This window comes from Bacillus sp. JJ1773 (genome assembly GCF_036962035.1).
Taxonomy (GTDB): domain Bacteria; phylum Bacillota; class Bacilli; order Bacillales; family Cytobacillaceae; genus Cytobacillus.
Genome location: NZ_JBALNX010000060.1, coordinates 1 through 17513 on the forward strand (window position 1 = coordinate 1; position 17513 = coordinate 17513).

General features: G+C 35.1%; 16 protein-coding genes, 1 tRNA gene and 2 pseudogenes. 7 read left to right on the top strand and 12 right to left on the bottom strand.

Going from position 1 to position 17513, the window contains the following annotated elements; genetic code table 11:
- The first annotated feature begins 530 nt into the window (after positions 1 to 530).
- Complete coding sequence (locus tag V7127_RS18060; protein ID WP_335348070.1) at positions 531 to 932, top strand: DUF488 domain-containing protein; 402 nt, start codon at positions 531 to 533, stop codon at positions 930 to 932.
- Between the two features lie 572 nt (positions 933 to 1504).
- Here V7127_RS18060 and V7127_RS18065 read toward each other — a convergent pair.
- Positions 1505 to 2062 carry a GNAT family N-acetyltransferase gene (locus V7127_RS18065; protein ID WP_335488380.1) on the bottom strand — a complete coding sequence of 186 codons (558 nt, stop codon included), beginning with the start codon at positions 2060 to 2062 and terminating at the stop codon, positions 1505 to 1507.
- 10 nt (positions 2063 to 2072) lie between these two features.
- Positions 2073 to 3011, bottom strand: coding sequence for a DMT family transporter (locus V7127_RS18070; protein ID WP_335488383.1), 939 nt, complete (start codon positions 3009 to 3011; stop codon positions 2073 to 2075).
- A gap of 230 nt (positions 3012 to 3241) precedes the next feature.
- Between V7127_RS18070 and V7127_RS18075 the strand changes: the two genes are divergently transcribed.
- Both V7127_RS18075 and V7127_RS18080 read left to right on the top strand, forming a co-directional pair.
- Complete coding sequence (locus V7127_RS18075) at positions 3242 to 3937, top strand: MgtC/SapB family protein (RefSeq protein ID WP_335488386.1); 696 nt, start codon at positions 3242 to 3244, stop codon at positions 3935 to 3937.
- Positions 3938 to 3999: 62 nt separating this feature from the next.
- Positions 4000 to 4072: transfer RNA gene (locus V7127_RS18080), tRNA-Ala, on the top strand.
- A 102-nt stretch (positions 4073 to 4174) separates the two neighbouring features.
- Here V7127_RS18080 and V7127_RS18085 read toward each other — a convergent pair.
- Positions 4175 to 5302, bottom strand: a complete 1128-nt coding sequence (locus V7127_RS18085; protein WP_335488389.1) for a site-specific integrase — start codon at positions 5300 to 5302, stop codon at positions 4175 to 4177.
- Positions 5303 to 5896: 594 nt separating this feature from the next.
- Here V7127_RS18085 and V7127_RS18090 point away from each other — a divergent pair.
- The 4 genes and pseudogenes from V7127_RS18090 to V7127_RS18105 all read left to right on the top strand — a co-directional run bounded on the left by V7127_RS18090 (position 5897) and on the right by V7127_RS18105 (position 10755).
- Positions 5897 to 7131: pseudogene (locus V7127_RS18090) on the top strand (IS110 family transposase).
- Positions 7132 to 7734: 603 nt separating this feature from the next.
- The gene (locus tag V7127_RS18095; protein ID WP_335488392.1) at positions 7735 to 7962 is read left to right on the top strand and encodes a hypothetical protein; all 228 of its coding nucleotides are present in this window, start codon (positions 7735 to 7737) and stop codon (positions 7960 to 7962) included.
- A gap of 56 nt (positions 7963 to 8018) precedes the next feature.
- Positions 8019 to 8336 (top strand): pyrimidine/purine nucleoside phosphorylase, encoded by a 318-nt coding sequence (locus tag V7127_RS18100; protein ID WP_335488395.1) that lies wholly within the window; start codon positions 8019 to 8021, stop codon positions 8334 to 8336.
- 433 nt (positions 8337 to 8769) lie between these two features.
- Positions 8770 to 10755: a sigma-54-dependent Fis family transcriptional regulator gene (locus V7127_RS18105; RefSeq protein WP_335488398.1), complete on the top strand. Its 1986-nt coding sequence runs from the start codon at positions 8770 to 8772 to the stop codon at positions 10753 to 10755.
- Positions 10756 to 10987: 232 nt separating this feature from the next.
- Here V7127_RS18105 and V7127_RS18110 read toward each other — a convergent pair whose 3' ends face one another.
- The 9 genes and pseudogenes from V7127_RS18110 to V7127_RS18150 all read right to left on the bottom strand — a co-directional run.
- On the bottom strand, positions 10988 to 11503 hold the full coding sequence (locus V7127_RS18110) for a flavin reductase family protein (protein WP_335488401.1): 516 nt from the start codon (positions 11501 to 11503) through the stop codon (positions 10988 to 10990).
- 210 nt (positions 11504 to 11713) lie between these two features.
- Positions 11714 to 12466 (bottom strand): SDR family NAD(P)-dependent oxidoreductase, encoded by a 753-nt coding sequence (locus V7127_RS18115; protein ID WP_335488404.1) that lies wholly within the window; start codon positions 12464 to 12466, stop codon positions 11714 to 11716.
- Between the two features lie 102 nt (positions 12467 to 12568).
- Complete coding sequence (locus tag V7127_RS18120) at positions 12569 to 12862, bottom strand: hypothetical protein (RefSeq protein WP_335488407.1); 294 nt, start codon at positions 12860 to 12862, stop codon at positions 12569 to 12571.
- A gap of 115 nt (positions 12863 to 12977) precedes the next feature.
- Positions 12978 to 13445, bottom strand: a complete 468-nt coding sequence (locus tag V7127_RS18125; RefSeq protein WP_335488410.1) for a riboflavin kinase — start codon at positions 13443 to 13445, stop codon at positions 12978 to 12980.
- Positions 13446 to 13723: 278 nt separating this feature from the next.
- Complete coding sequence (locus V7127_RS18130; protein ID WP_335488413.1) at positions 13724 to 15118, bottom strand: purine-cytosine permease family protein; 1395 nt, start codon at positions 15116 to 15118, stop codon at positions 13724 to 13726.
- 77 nt (positions 15119 to 15195) lie between these two features.
- Positions 15196 to 15399 carry a hypothetical protein gene (locus tag V7127_RS18135; protein ID WP_335488416.1) on the bottom strand — a complete coding sequence of 68 codons (204 nt, stop codon included), beginning with the start codon at positions 15397 to 15399 and terminating at the stop codon, positions 15196 to 15198.
- Positions 15400 to 15562: 163 nt separating this feature from the next.
- Positions 15563 to 16339, bottom strand: a complete 777-nt coding sequence (locus V7127_RS18140; RefSeq protein WP_335488417.1) for a glucose 1-dehydrogenase — start codon at positions 16337 to 16339, stop codon at positions 15563 to 15565.
- A 40-nt stretch (positions 16340 to 16379) separates the two neighbouring features.
- Entirely contained in the window at positions 16380 to 17153 is a 774-nt protein-coding gene (locus V7127_RS18145; protein ID WP_335488420.1) for an SDR family NAD(P)-dependent oxidoreductase, read from the bottom strand.
- A gap of 139 nt (positions 17154 to 17292) precedes the next feature.
- Positions 17293 to 17513: pseudogene (locus V7127_RS18150) on the bottom strand (hypothetical protein); the annotation flags it as partial.

The following is a 17513-nucleotide window of genomic DNA, read 5'->3' on the forward strand; positions in this document are numbered from 1 at the left end:
TGAGCCAGGATCAAACTCTCCAATAAATTGTGAGTTGATTAGCTCATAATGTCTTTTTTGATAAAAAGACTAAAACGTTGACGTTTTTGTTCGTTCAGTTTTCAAAGAACTATCTTGTCGCTCAGAAGCGACTTTATTAATTTAACACATTCACTTATTAAAAGTCAATAACTTTTTTTGAAAAACTTTTTTGGTTGTTTAAGTTATTTTCCTGAGGACGAGTTCTAATATAACATGATTGAAAAGTGTTTGCAATATAATTTTTTTATTTTTTTATTTGGTCACTCCTCATTACTATTTTCTAATTTAAAATTAATTATTTGTTCTTTTAAATTCCATCGTTTATAACATTGTCATTAAATGTTCTTCATATAGAAACAACAATTTAATATTATCCCTTCCTTTTTGGATCTCGATTCCTGTTTTAATATGCAATAAGCGTTTCTGAAATTGGCAAAACAAATTTTCTTCTTATACAATTTGAGGCAAACAGTCCTTTCATAAAATCGAAAAGAAATTAGGTGTGAATTATGTCTAATATTTTTATCAAAAGGATTTATGATCCTTATGAAGAAAACGATGGCTATCGGATCCTAGTCGATCGCCTGTGGCCACGCGGAATCTCCAAAGAAAAGGCGAAATTATATTGCTGGGCCAAAGATTTGGCGCCAAGCAATGAGCTGAGGAAAAAGTATGCTCATAATAAAGAGCACTTTGACGAATTTCGAGAAAGGTATTTGGAGGAACTACGAACTAGCGATTTAATAAAAAATGAAGTAAAACAAATAATCAAACTAAGCCTTGATCATAATATTACGCTTTTATATGCTGCAAAAAATAATTTTTATAATAATGCCATTGTATTGAGAGATGAAATTCTCCTGAATAAAAACGCTGAAAATGATCAGACGATTAATGATAAATCAAAATGAAGTTGAAGTCCTTTCCGTTCACTATGAACCCGCCTTAGTGCGCGTTTTTACCTCGGGGTGTCTTTTTCGATCACTATGGACCCTTCATAAGTAGGCGTTTTTCCTTGGGGCTTCCTTTTTGAACTTGGATTCCTCCACATGTCCACAGGATTATTCACAAATAAAACAAACATTATGTTTATAATCACCACTTCCATCCACAGTTCGTGGTGGATTAATCAACCATATCCACAAACTAATTGGTTTTGGATATAGTTATACACAACCACAATACCTTACTTTAGAAAGACTCGGCTATTCATATAAAATAAATCCCTTTCATATAATTTATTATCTCTATTATATGGAAAGGTGTGAATCATACTGGAAAATATCGCCCTATACTTATCCTTTTTCATGGCAATCTACCTTTTCTCTTATTCATATATAGAGGGCATAAAAATTGCCAATTCAGAAGGTAAAATCTATGGAGGAACATTTATTTTTTCAGTGACAAGCGGTTTTCTTTTTTCTGCATTGACATATTTATTTGTTTAGACAAAAAAATCCCCCAAAAAATTTTGGGGGTTAGTCTACTCATCTTCTTTTAATATTGCGGCAATAGCTCCGTCTACAAACTGCCCTTTTTTAAAAAATCTCTTCTTTAAGAGTCCTTCAAATTCAAAGCCGTTCTTCTCTAATACTTTCGCTGATGATATATTTCTTCGATCATAAATGGCCTCTATCCGATTAAATCCGATTTCTATCAATCCATATTGAACGACAGCATTAATTACCTCTGTCATGATCCCTTTTCGCCAATAATCAGGATGGAGTTCGTATCCAACTTCTGCTTTCCAATGTTCCTCCTCGATTTCGTGGAAGCCACATGTGCCAATCAACTTTCCTGTTTCTTTCAAAACAATGGCCCAACGAATTTGTTCTCTATTTTCGTATTTGAACAATAAACTTTCAATTAAATCTTCGGCTTGTTTTTCAGATGTAAAAGTAGTGAGATCATAAAACTTAGTAACTTCATCCTTTGAAAAATAAATAAACATGGCTGGAGCATCATTCATTTGAAGCTTTCGTAATATAACTCTTTCCGTTTCCAATTTCGGAAAATTTGTAAAAGCTTTATTAAACCCCATTTTTTTCTCCTTAATTTCGTACATTTTCTTTCAGTGTACTTTTAAGAGACGTTTTTTTCTTTAATTCCTTTAAGTTGAGTCCTCGTTCATCTAATAAAAATAATGAAACCCCAATAATAATAATGCAGCCTCCAATAATTTGAGACCAGCTAACAGATTCTTGTAATAGATAATAAGCTAAAAGAGCCGCACCTACTGGTTCGAATAAAATGGCCATAGAAATAGTAGAGGTGCTCAGCCATTTTAAAGACCAGTTAAATATCGTATGACCCATTAGTGTTGGAAAAAGCGCGAGTAGGATAAAATAAACCCAATCACTTGTCGGGTATGGTAATAATGGTTCCTGTTTGATGATTACATAGAAAAACAATGTTATAGTACTAATGCTATATACAATAAAGGTATAGGTTACAAGCGACAGTCTTTTTCTAACGTCTTGACCAAATAATAGATTTGCTGTAATTAATGCACAAGCAATCAAGGCTAAAATATCGCCAAATAAAGCAGATCCGCTAATTTTAAAATCTCCCCAGCTGATTACTACACTTCCCAATACAGCAATAACACTGCTTATTATTGCTTTCAGAGAAAACTTTTCCTTAAAGAAAAAATATGTTCCTACAAAAGCAAATAATGGCTGAAGTGTTACTAATACTGTTGAGCTGGCAACTGACGTGTAATTTAATGATTCAAACCAAAGAATAAAATGAAAGGCCAGAAATACACCAGCGATTATAGAAAATAACCAATCCCGCCTTGTAATAAGACGAAGTTCTGGAACATACTTTATTAGAAAAATAGGCAACATAAATAAAACCGTAAATAGTAAGCGGTAAAAAGCGATAACCCCAGAAGGAGCCGATGAAACTTTTACAAGAATAGCAGAAGTAGAGACCGACAATATGCCGATAGCAAGGGCCACATAAGGATTTATTTTGATGTCTGACATAGATGCAACTCCTTAATTCAATAATATTCAGCACACCTTATCATACATCTAAAGTAATACTTTATCTATTATTTTAATATATTATTCATTAGAAAGTTTTAGGAAGTTATTTAATGGGTATATCATTTTTAACAAAAAATTGATGTTAAAAGAACTGAGTACATTCAGAAATGGAGCCGCACCAGCTTTTATCCCTTTTCATCAAAAATTAACTAGGAAGTAGGGATATTATGAGTGAATTAGAATTAGAAATATTAATGAAACTAGGAATATCTGCCGTTCTTGGGCTGGTTATCGGAATTGAGCGAGAATTAAAAAGAAAACCAGTCGGCCTTAAAACGAGTCTCGTTATTTCCATTGTGAGCTGCCTATTAACAATCGTATCCATTGAATCCGCCTACATTTTTCCCGGAAAGGAAGGCGTTAATATTCAAATGGATCCACTGCGTCTGGCCGCCCAAATCGTATCTGGCATTGGGTTTCTAGGTGCGGGTGTTATTTTAAGAAGGGGAAACGATAGCATATCCGGTTTAACAACCGCGGCATTAATATGGGGAGCAGCCGGGATTGGAATTGCGGTAGGTGCAGGCTTCTATCTTGAAGCAATGGCAGGAGTCGCGCTGCTCATCATCAGTGTTGAAGTCATTCCTTTTTTTATGGCTCTTTTGGGACCTAGGCAATTAAGAGAAAAAGAAATCACCCTCCGGCTTAAGGTGATCGATAAAGAAAACATTGCCGATATCCTTTCAGCCATCAAAGAATTAAAAATTTCAATCAAACGTGTTCGTATTAAAGACCTAGAAGACGGAAAGCACCTTGTTCAGCTGATCGTTACAGTCAATAAAAAGAAGAGTATTACAGATGTTTATTACAGTGTCTCTCAACTAAGCGGAGTACGGAGTGTTGAGATTGAAAGTTTGCAGTAGACAAAATTACCTCTTGCCAAAAACCCCGATTGCAGATATAATTTTTCTTGTACCATTCAATCGGGGAATTAGCTCAGCTGGGAGAGCGCTACGCTGGCAGCGTAGAGGTCAGGGGTTCGAGCCCCCTATTCTCCATAACCGGAAATCCTTGCACTGCAAGGGTTTTTTCATTTCTTTATTTTTCAACCCTTCGTTTTTAATCTCCTTTCGTTCACAAACCGTTCACAAAAGTTCCACCTAACTAAGTCTTTTTTTCAATTCACGTTCCAGTTTATCAACAGCATCTCTTTGCATACTAGGTAAAATATGTGAATATATCCGCAGTGTAATTTCAACATCCTCATGGCCCAATCGTTGTTGAACAAGTTTTGGATTTTCTCCATTAATCAACAAAAGAGTTGCATGAGTATGTCTTAAATCGTGAAAAGTGATCATTCTAACTTGAGCAAGTTTCTGATCTCTGTAAAATTCCCTTAACAGGTTTCGAGGATCTTTGAAATCCCCATACATATTTGGAAACACAAGATTGTTTTCTTTATAATTTCTCCCTAACGACTTTTTCCATTTACCTTGCCGTTTTTTATGATGGCTTAGTTCTTTAATAAGAGAGTCAGAAATGTCAATGGTACGCATTGATGCTTTTGTTTTGGGAACCTTAACAAACAATCCCTTTGATTTTGTATAAGCTAAATTTCTACTTATAGAAATCGTTCGTTTTTCAAAATCAATATCATTCCATCTCAATGCCAATATTTCCCCGCGTCTCATTCCAGTACTTAACGCTGTTACATAAAGTGAATGGTTTTCAACATCTCTAGTTCCAATAATAAATTCAACTACCTCTTCATACCGCCAAGGGTCTACAGCTTTTGTGTAAGGTTTAGGACCAGTTGCTTTTATAGCTGGATTTTCGATTAAAAACCCTTGTTCTACTGCTTTAGAAAATACCTTTGAAAGTATATGATGTAAATCCTTAACTGTTTTCTTACTTTTTCCTTCTTCCAATTTAGCAGCATAAAACTCATTTAAATCAACTGGAGTAATTTTAGATATAGGAGTTTTATCAAAGTAAGGAATTAAATGTTTTGATATCATATACTTACGATTTTCAGCAGTGGTTCCCTCAACCTCAAGTTTATAAATGTTATTAAACCACCAGAGAATATATGTTAAAAAGGGTTCCTTGCTAGGCTCAACTACTTCTTTATTATCCTTTTTCAAGAGAATCTCTGCGAGAAATAACTCTGCCTCTTCTTTTGATTGAAATCCACTTTTTTGTTTTTGTACTCTCTTTCCATTCATACTTTCTGTATCATCATAACGCACAACCCAGTTTTTCTTACCCTTCTTCTTAATTGATGCCAATTATAAGCTACCTCCTATTTATTAACAGAAAGTGAGCATATGGTCTTTAGAAGTGTTTCCACTTGCTCATTTTCCTAAAACCGAATTATTCAAATTTGTTCTAATAGAGGTAAGCATTCCACACTCTTGATTAAAATTTTCTTTTATCTAAAAAATAGGATAAATCTTAGCAGGAGGTAAACAAACTATTTTTTATTTCTTGAATTAGTTTCAACATCTTTTTATTATTTAGAGGTCACAATGACATTCTGAATTAGAAACAGTTCCCCATTTCAATGTAAAAAATTCATTCAACCACTTTAGGAATCACTGCCAGCTATAAAGGTTTTTATTCTAGAAAATGGCCCTTCGTATTATAAGGTCAGCCAGATATTTCTGGTTGATCATTTTTTATATGGATATATGATTACGGTAGCCGGGGTAGAACGTAATGGCCCTTGGGACTTGATCCCGTCATTTAAACAGTTCACCCCCTACTTGTAGAAACATGATTGAGGCTGGTTGGGACAATGATCTCGTATAACAAGCGAAGCTATGAAACTACATGGAGGAATAGGGGTTACCGGTTAATAGATTTTCAGGAGGGGATAAATGATGAATCCAGTCATAGGTCTGGATGTGGCAAAAGGTGAAAGCCAGGTTCAAGCATTCTTGGATAAAAGCAGCCGTACAAAAAAAGTTTTAAAGTAGCACATACTCTTGAAGGGTTAAATAGTCTTCTAGATTTTATTAGAGAAGTAGAAGATGTATCAGGGGGACGTCCTCCCATTGTGTTAGAGTCCACTGGACATTATCACACACCAATTGTCCAGTATTTTGAGGACAGAGGGTATTTATTAATTATCGTGAATCCTCTCATATCGTATCGGGCTAAGAGTTCTAGTTTACGCAAGGTAAAGACCGATATCATTGACGCTTATCACCTCTGCGAGCTGTATTATAAAGAGGACTTAGAGCCTTACAAACAACGAGGAATCCAACTCTTAAACCTACGTAATCTTACAAGACAACACGAAAATATTACAGGCATGTTTGTACAAGCCAAACTGCAATTTCAGGCAGTTCTGGATCAAGTATTCCCTGAATACTGTGGGGTTTTTGGGTCCTTATATTCGGATGTTTCTTTACTGATTTTACGAGCATTTCCTACTTCAGAAGAAATCTTGAAGGCAGGCGAAGAAACCATCGCTAACAAAATAAAAGAGTTCTGTAAAAGTCGTTCACAACAATGGGCAAACAATCAGGCCGAAAGATTAATGGCTGCCGCAGCTCAAAACCCATTTCAGAAAGCCTTATATCATAGCCTCTCTTTAAGTTTGAACATATATATATAAATGCTTCTTGAATACAAAAAACATCTATCCACGCTTGAAGATGAGATAGATGCTTTGGCAAAGGATATTGAAGAGTGTAAGATTATCCAATCCATCCCCGGCATCGGTGAAAAAATCGCTGCCACGATTATTTCTGAAATTGGGGAAATTGATCGGTTTAATCACCCTAAAAAACTTGTGGCATTTGCCGGAATTGATCCAAGTGTCTTCGAATCTGGTACATTCAAAGGTACTCTAAATCGAATTACTAAAAGAGGCTCTAGTAGACTACGGCATGCCTTGTATATGGCTGTTAAATGTGCCATTCGTGATTGTCGAAAAAAGAAAACGACGGATGAAATCATTCCTCGTAACAAGAGATTACGAGAGTTTTATGATAAAAAACGTAAAGAAGGAAAACCCTTTAAAGTAGCTGTGATAGCATGTGCCAATAAACTTTTACATTGGATTCATGCATTATTAAAAAGCAAATCAGCTTTCCAAGATCTAGCCTAGTTTAAAAATATAACTAAACAGTCCAAAACTTTCCACACATAGAACCTCGGAAGGTTATTTGGTATGCACAAATTTAGTATAGCATAGGATTTTATAAGTTTTTATTGAAAAATATTGACAAACTATTAGCTGGTTTAAATAGAAAATGAGCGCTTATCCTTCATGTGAAGTGACCCCAAATACCTAGGGATTTTTAGTTGAAAAAGAAATTAAAAAGCCCGAGATATCTTTCGGGCTTTTAGAATGGACATGATTACTGTTATTTTAGAATAAATTCTCTACATCAAGTAGATTACTAAACACTCAATTTATTTTCACAGAAAAAAGACTGATTCAAAATGGACGTATTAGAAACCCTTTTGGCACAATTCCGTTAGGAATATACACGCTTTATTTTCTTTATGTTTTATCTTTGCACTAGAACCTTTTATATTACTGTTGTAACAGCGGGTGTAAAATGTTTATTTAACACATGTAATAAATCGTTACAATTTGTCTAGTGTCTCTCTTGTTTAATTATCTAAATAAAATGAATAATATCATTGTTGTTAATGTTTTTATAGGTAAATTATGATTTGGCACGTATTTTGCATATACATTTATATGATTAAAAATAATTGTCTAGTTGGTTCACCAGATAGGGTAGCGAAAAAGCTAGATGCTCTATATGAAGCTATCGGTGGATTTGGCACACTTCTCGTGACAACTTATGATTATCTTGATCAACCAGAGGCGTGGAAGAAATCTATGAAGTTACTTGTAGAAGAAGTAGTTCCCCTCTTGAAAAAGAATAGAAAAAAGCTTTTTACAATACATTACGTTCTAATGTAATAGAGTAAGTATCAAAATAGCAGGATGTAAAAAAAGATAAAGGAGAGAAACTTGGAATGCAATTTAAAAATGTTTCCATTGTAAAACAAGCTAATATCTACTTGGATGGATTAGTTACTAGTCGTACTCTATTATTTCCAGATGGATCAAAGAAATCATTGGGAATTATGATGCCCGGGGAATTTAAATTTAAAACTAGTGAAAAAGAAACTAAGGAGATTATTTCTGGAGTTTTTGATGTTTTACTAGAGGGGGAAACAGAGTGGAAACGTTACACTGCAGGCACCGAATTGGTTATCCCAGGAAACTGCACGGCAGAGTATAAAGTCCACACCGTAACAGATTATTGTTTATCTTTTGAAACGGGCGAATAACCAATTTAAATCCTTTCTAGGCTCGCCAATCGGCGAGTTTTCTTTATTAACACATCATTATAACTGGAATTGTACTTCTATGATCAGGATAATATTACTGTAGGTGGATAATTCAACTAATGTGCACTAGGTCCTTTTAATTTTGAATATGATTAAAGTGCAATACACAATATGGACGGATATTAGACTTTTCCCCAATAAAATAAAAATTCAGAAAAATATAAATTCAAATCTGAAAAAAATTGTGATATGCTATAAATTAATTTAAGGCGAGAACTCATAATGTCATAAGAATATTTTTAATATTCTTTCAGTTATATGATATATAATAGTCTCTCTTACAACTTCTTAACAAATGTATACGGGTAATATTCTCATAGATAAACTAACCTTTTGTATATCTAATGTACTAATTTAAGGGGGAACTGTTCAAATGATTACGGGAAAAATGTATGGCTACATATCAGATAACCAGAACACTTTGAAAAGTTCATGGGAAAGGTTTATTTATGATGGGATTATAGACGATAATGTCCCTCCCTTAATAGCACAATCTTGGAATTTAGATAAGCAGTTGAACGTTGACCCTTTCATTTCAAGCTGTCCCGTTGTTTATAATGAAACCGATAGGGAAAAAAATAGGTTACTAAATATCGCAGTAGAAGATACTCTAAAAGATGTGAGTTTATTTTTAGAAACCTCCTCTTCAGCAATTGGATTTTTTGATTCAAAAAGTATTATTACAGCTCAGTATGGCGATTCTCAGTTAATTGATAAGTTTCAAAGTATAGATATGATTCCTGGCAGAAGTGTAGATCAACAATCCATGGGCACAAACCCTGTAAACTTAGCTTTAAAGCATAAGAAACCTTTTTTTATTGGTGGGGCTTTTCATTTCGCTCAAATTTTTCATGACTATGGATCTTTTTCAGTTCCCATTTTTAACAAAAGAACTAATGAAGTTTTTGGAGTGCTTGATCTCTCAGCGCCTATAAAATCGTTTAATAAACATACTTTTGCTTTTGTCCATTCATGTGCATCTTCTATTGAAAGAGCAGTGGAAAATAACTATTTAAGAAAGGAATATCATTTAATAAATTACTATAATGAAAGATATTATAGTAGCCAGTGTTCAATAATTGTAATTAATACAGATAAAAAGATTATACATTTGAACGAAAAAGCTTCCTCCTTATTTAGGGGGACATTAAATTGGATTGGTCATCACATTTCTGCCTTATCGATAACAAAGCTAATGAACTATATACCTATTGATGAAAAAGAAGTAGAATTTTATGACACATTGGCAAATGAAATTGATGTTCGGATTGTTTTGAAGACAATATCTCATGACAAAGAGATTATAGGATGGATTGTTCAAATTTTCCCATTGGAGAACACCCTATACAAAGATGTTCAGAACAAAGGTATAACATTTAATGATCTTATAGGAAAGAGTAGGGCATTTCAATCAGCTATACATAAGGCCAAGAAATTTGCATGTAGTAAAGCTAATGTATTGATTCTTGGTGAATCTGGTACAGGTAAAGAAAAATTTGCTTGTGCACTGCATGATTACAGTGATAGAAGAAATGGCCCATTTATAACCGTCAACTGTGGGGCAATCCCCAAAGAATTAATTAGTAGCGAACTTTTTGGATATGAGGAAGGTGCATTTTCCGGTGCGAAAAAGGGTGGGGCCAAAGGTAAATTCGAACTTGCTCACGGAGGGACTATATTTCTTGACGAAATTGGTGAACTTCCCCTCGATCAACAAGTATATCTGTTAAGGGTAATTCAAGAAAGAGTAATTTACCGTTTAGGGGGGAACAGTCCAATTCCCATTGATGTTCGTATAATTTCCGCAACAAATGTGAACCTCGAGGAAGCTGTAAGAAACAATCAATTTAGGGAAGATTTATTTTTTCGTTTAAATACATTAACCCTTCAGCTTCCAAGCATTCGGGAACGTGGAAAAGAAGATATTATTCAGTTGGTAAAATATTTCTCAACCTTGTATGGTCGAAAAGAAGGTAAAAAAATTGAAATATCAGAAGATACTTTAGACTTTTTAGGCTCCCTTGATTGGAAAGGAAACATAAGGGAAATCGAAAACATGGTTCAGCGCTTAATTGTTTTGGCTGATGGACAAGTTATCACTGCAAAAGAAGCCTATAAAATGCTTAATGATATAGGAACTGAAGAAAACACCGAGAAAGAAATCGGGAGCATGTACAAGGACGATACTTTTAATGACTATAATTTAGAAGATATTGAACGTGCGGCCATACTAAAGGCTTTGGGTCGGAATAATGGGAATATTTCAAAGGCATCCAACGAGTTAAACATATCACGTCCTACTCTTTACAGAAAAATGGAGAAGTATAAAATCGAAAAAGAAAGAAATGTTTACCAATAGCCTTACTATTAACCTAGAATAAACTAATGTAAGAAAACAATATTAATAGCCCAATATTTTGGCTACTTTGTCTTCAACGCCACTCAATATAGAAGTGGCTGTTTTATACGACTTGAATCCCAGCATAGACCACACACGTTTCTTAATGAAAATGATACTGTTGAACCCACCAGGGCAAGCACCCCCAATTGCTAGATGGTGTCTAACAATTGGGGTGCAGTTTAGTATCGGCTCATGATACAGGAGTTTTTTGTGTGTAAAAATCTGCAGGAATGGGGCCAAATACTCTACGATGATAGAGCATTGGATCTTTTTCTTTTTCGACTTTAATGTCCATTACTTCTCCTATTAATACGGTATGGTCACCCGCCTCAATTGCTTTAAATGTTTTACATTCAAACACACCGACTACGTTTTCGATAATTGGCAGCCCATTTTCGGAAAGACTCCACTCACATGTACTAAAACGATCTTCGTGTTTGCTTGCAAATACTTTACAAAGCTCCCGCTGTTCAGCGGCTAATACATGAACTGCAAATTTTCCGCCTTCTGTAAACTCTTTAAGTGAGGACACACCGTGATCAATTGACCACAGAAGCATAGGTGGATCAAGTGATACGGAAGCAAATGAATTAACTGTCAACCCGACGGGCATTCCATTTTCGTTCGTTGTCGTAACAATCGTTACTCCCGTCGGATAACTTCCCATTATTTGTTTGAATAAATCTTGTTTTTCTTCTTTTCGCATGTCTTTTCTCTCCTCTTTAATTAACAAACAAAGTCAATTAATTGTTTTAACAGGCCTTTTTTTGTTCATTCTGCTTTAGATTTAATACCCTTCGTATCTTTATCAGTACGAGACTAAAGGGCACGAAGGGAATGGGCAATGAGTTTCGCGTAAAGCTGATCATATATAGTTTTTTCCTTTGTTCATGTTTATTAGAAAAAAACTTTTAGCTTACTGGGCCACTGCACCACCGTCAATAACTAATTGTGTGCCAGTAACAAAAGATGATTCATCTGAGGCAAGATACAAGACTCCGTAAGCAATTTCTTCAGGTTCCGCCATTTTCCTTGGCATTGGAGTAAATGAATCAAAAATTTTAGCCATCTCTGGATCCTTGTATTGCATCTGCACCATTTCCGTATTTATCAATCCCGGATGCACAGAGTTTACCCGAATGTTATCTTTTGCATATTGAATGGCTATAGACTTTGTAAGAGACTGAACTGCCCCTTTTGAAGCGGTATAAGAAGGTGGATCAATACCAACCAAGGATGCAACTGATGATATATTAATAATGGATCCACCACCAACTTTTTTCATCTCAGGGATGACATACTTTATTCCTAAGAATGTCCCTTTAGCATTAACATCCATTACTTTATCCCAACCCTTCACGGTGGATTCTTCTAAGGACACCTGCTCCAAAATTCCCGCGTTATTGACTAAAACATCAATTTTACCAAAAGCATTCAAGCTCTCTTGAACGACATAATTCCAATCTTCTTCAGAAGCGACGTCATGTTTTAAGCCAATGGCCTGGCCATTTTCTAAAACAATACTTTTCACTACTTCATCAAGTACCGGTTTATTCATGTCTGTCGCGACTATTTTAGCTCCTTCCTTTGCAAACATTCGGGCTTCGGCAGATCCTTGTCCACCTGCTGCACCTGTAATAATGACAACTTTCCCATTTAAACGTCCCATTATAGACACTCCTTAATTTTTTAGTAAAGTATTTTCTATTAACCGAATAGCATGATAAAAATTTGAATTTTTGCTTCCCACAGCCTTGCTGCTTCAATACTTCTATAGAACATTCTTTATATTGTATCTTTTAATTTTGAAAGAATATTCAATCAATTTTTTGGTCAGACCACCATGACCAAATTTTACTTTTTCCTTATTACCAGTCATGTAAATGTTGTGAATAAAATCAATGATTGTTTCTCTCCGTTCTACAATACTTGTAAATCCATAATTAAAAAACCACTGATCAATAGTGTTGTATACACCCTTATTTACTTTATATTCTTGCTCACAAAACTTAGAAAAAACTATGTCTGGTAAGTGGTAAAGCTTATCATCTTGAAAGGTCTTCATAGAAACTAATTCCCTTCTTGAAATTTGATGTACTAATTCTCAGAAATTGTAGGACGTTTTCATTCCGAAGAAATTCCTGTAAACTCAACATCAAGCCATCGTGTTCAAACTTTTGTTATCTCAGAACAACATGTTTGCTGATTCTATATCCCTGAAATCTCTTTTGAACAAAAACAAGGTCCCTCTCTATTTGCCCAACCAATTGTTCTAGGGAACTAAATTTCATTTCTTCCCTTACAAAAAAGCACACATCTACTTTTATTACTTGGCCATAGATCATCTGGTCAAAGTTCAGAATATGAACCTCATAATGGAGCTTTAAGCCTTCTTCGTGAACTGTTGGTCGCGTTCCCACGTTCATTACCCCGGTATATTGCTGATCATCAAGGAAAATCTTGACTCCATATACACCTTTTCTAGAAAAGGGATGACCTGTGTCAATTGATAAATTTGCTGTTGGAAAACTAATGGTGCGGCCAATTTGATTTCCGTAAACAACCTTGCCTGTAATAGTGCTAATAACCTTTTTCGTTTGATGGTGTTCGGTTTTACTGAGAGAACTCTTAGTTATGTTGGTACTCATGTTTGTTCTCCTTTAGTGCTTTATACATTAGGACAACATCTTTACTCGAATTAGTTATCCTTTTTGAAATATCTTCATCGATCAATTCATTTTGAGAATTCAAATGATTATGATGTGCATTAATGTTGCTTTTCGTATATTTGAATCATTGCGTAAACGCTTTCTCTTTGTAACCACTAAGCCCTGAACCTCCAATTGAGATACGCCTATACGTATTCAGCCAAATAATTATGGCGTGAGCAGTCTTTTGTTACACCAAGTAAGTAACTTTCCTTCCTTTATACCGATTTTCTATTAATGTATTGATTTTTCTTCTTTTCTTTAAATGCAAATATATATCTTGATGACACATAATAACTAATAAGAGAGACAAAATATGTTACAATGGATGCTGTTGTGAAGTTAAATAATACACTGGACTCCCCCGTCAGAGGATTGTAAATAATCCAATATACTACCGTGCCTATGACTAGACTTACTACAGCAGCGGGATTGATACCTTTCCAATATCTGTAGGTCCCATTAGGATTATACAGTTCTCGTACATTGACCACCTGTTTTTTAACAAGGTAAAAATCGGATATTACAATACCCCCAAGAACCGCAATTACATAACCTACCATCGTCATGAATATATCCGCTACATCATAAAAGCTGGAATTTAGTATTAAAAGAATACATGGTATAGTTGTCCCTAAACCTATGCTCCATTTTTGTTTTGGGAACACAGTTTTAAAGCTTACCCCTTGTGAGTAAATAATTAATGTTACAACAGTTAGATTTGCAATAATAAGAACTGCAAGAAATATTGAGCCAAAGAAAGCTCCTCCGATATCAAACATCCAATCAGTTGGCTCCAGAGTTCTAAATTTTAAAGCAAATAGTGCTCCAACCATTATCACAAGAGGGGCCAAAATAGCCCAGCTTAAAAAACTGGCATTAAAAACATCCTTTTCTTTCTTGACAAGACGTGCATACTGTCCCATAAACAAAAGATAGGAAAAACCAAGTCCCATATTCATCTCTACAATCGGTGCAACTAAACCGTTTTCCACAGGTTCCAGTGCAAAAACTCCACCAAAACCTTCAGTATAAAACAAAATAGACCCTAATATAACAACGGTTACAATTGTCATAGGCACTCCAATACGAGTAAACTTTCTAATTGCTAAAGGGCCTCTATACGCTATCGCATAAGCAATAATAAAAAAAATGATTGAAAAAAGTGGCGCCCCGGTGCCCCTTGAGGTGAGGAAAGCTGGAGCGTTGATCAAGCCGGTTAAATGAATAGCTGCCTGTCCTGCCATGAACGCAATAATAGCTATATAACCAAGGTTTAGGACAGCAAACAAAAAGAATAAGAAATTTGACCCTAAGTAACCCAATGCACTTCTAAAAGCAACAAACGTATCTATCCCGTACCTAGCAAATAAAACAGTTATTGGTAATGTTAAAAACACTGGAACTGCATTAGAAAAAGCAATAGCAATAATGGAGTCTTTGGCATTCAGGCCAACGCCCGTGTAACCACCATATAATAATAAAAGTGATGAAGTGGCTATTCCGAATTGTACAAACACCAAGTCCCAGAAGCCGAAAATACGTTCACTAGCAAGAGATGGAACAAATCCTTGGGTAATATCTTTTAGGATTGAATTATTTTTATCTGACATTAATCTATCCTCCTACTTGAATAAATGTTTCAGGGGTATATCGGTTTAACTTATTAATAGCTAGTGACTAATTCACCTCAGAGAAAGTTCAAAATAAAAATAAAAACAATGAAAGCTGTACCCGTTGCAGGAAAAATTATTGATTTTGCTGATATTCTATCAGTGTCTTTACCTACTCTATCTTCTAACAATGTAATTCTTTCATCCAATTCAGTGTATAACGCTTTCAAAAAAAAGTCTTTTGACTTCATATTTTCTTTTATAAAATCATGATTACTCAAACCGCATCCCTTCCTTCTATACACTATTAATCTGAATAAGAAATCTCACTAACCTTGCTTCAGATGCCTCAATTATATGAATTTCACCATATGGAATTTCGAAAAAAATTCACCCCTATAACCGAACAAGGTTTGTGGATTTCATAAATTACAAAGCTATTATTTATTGAGCTGTGTATCCACCATCAATTAGGAATGATGCACCAGTAACAAACTTAGATTCATCTGATGCTAAATATAGATCCATATAAGCGATATCTATCGGTTCACCTATATAACCAATTGGGTGCCGAGTAATTGCATCAGCTAAGTATTCCTCAATTTCAACACCATATCCTTTTACTTCCTCTTCAATGATAGGTGTTTTAACAAAAGCAGGATGAACAGAGTTCACACGAATTTTATAACCCTTTTCCCCGCAAGTCAGGGCTGCTGCCTTTGTCATTACAGTTACCGCTCCTTTAGATGCGCAATATGCGAAAACCTGACCCTCACCAATTAAACCATCGATTGAAGATCTGTTTACTATAGAACACATCTCGCCGTTCTTTTTCATTAATTGAACACAATGTTTAATCCCTAGAAAAACCCCTGTGGAGTTTACATCCATCACTTTATTCCAATCTTCCAAAGTAGATTCTTCAAAATCCTGCGAGACTATAGTACCAGCATTGTTGATAAGGATATTTAGTTTTCCATACTTTTCTTCTGTCTGACTTGTGACATTTTCCCAACTACTTTCACTTGTTACATCCAGCTTAATAAATGACGCTTCATGTCCTTTAGATTTAATTTCATCAACGACGACATGACCGTCAGATTCATTGATATCGGCTACAATAACTTTCGCGCCTTCTTTTGCAAAAAGCTCAGCTGTAGCCTTCCCTATTCCAGATGAAGCACCTGTAACAATTGCTACTTTACCTTCTAATCTGCTCATGTCGAAAACCTCCAAATGTGTAACTTTTTCTAACTATTTTTTATAAACTTGAAGTCTGTCCGCCATCTACTGGGTAGGATGCTCCAGTGACATAAGACGCATTGTCTGATGATAAAAATAAAACAACTTGAGCAATCTCTTCTGGTGCGGCATAACGCCCCATTGGTACAGCATCAGCAAATTCTTTCTTCACGCTTTCTGTATCATTTGAATTGACCATGCTTTCGACAGAACGCATCATATTTGTATTAACTGGCGCTGGACAAACGGCATTTACTCTAATCCCATCCTTTGCATGCTCAACTGCAGCAGCACTTGTTAGTCCAACTACGGCATGTTTTGACCCAATATAAGCTGAGAGACCTGCTGAACCTCTTAATCCATCAACAGATGCAGTATTTACAACTGCCCCAAATTGCTGATTTTTCATAATTCGCAAAACATGTTTTAAACCGAAGAATACACCTTTAACGTTAACATTCAATATTAAATTTAAGTTTTCCTCGGTATGCTCAATTAGAGGAGCTACCTCTCCAACAACCCCTGCATTATTGAAAAATACATCAATTCTATCAAATTTGTCTATTGTTTGCCTTACATAATTTTCTACATCACTTTCTTTGGTTACATCTGCAACAGTCGTTATGAAGCGATCTTTCGATAATTCAAGTTCCTTTACAACTTTATCTAATCCCTCTTGCCTCACATCAACGAGTGACAGGATAGCACCTTCTTTTGCAAAGAGTCTTGCTGCTGCTGTACCAATTCCTCCAGCTGCCCCTGTGATAACAACAACCTTATTTTCAAATCCCATTACCGTTCCCTCTTTTCAGTAAACTGTCATTCTGTCTTATTTTAAAAGGTTACTAAGGCAGAATGCATTGGATCATTTTAAGATAGACATACTTTAATCTGACACTAATTTGCCTCATTACTAAAATAAGTCCGCTGATTTATTTTGTTGTAAAATATTCTTTACGATTATGCTTTAAACGAGGAACAACTTCTTCAACCAATAGCTTCATAGACTTTTTCCATGCTTCTGGATGATCAATATAGTCATATGCCGTAATAAGAAGAGTACCGAAACCACCGACAGCTTCATAAAGAGCATCTAGCTTTTTTGCTACTCTATCTGGTGAACCAACTAGACCATTATTTTTAATCATATATT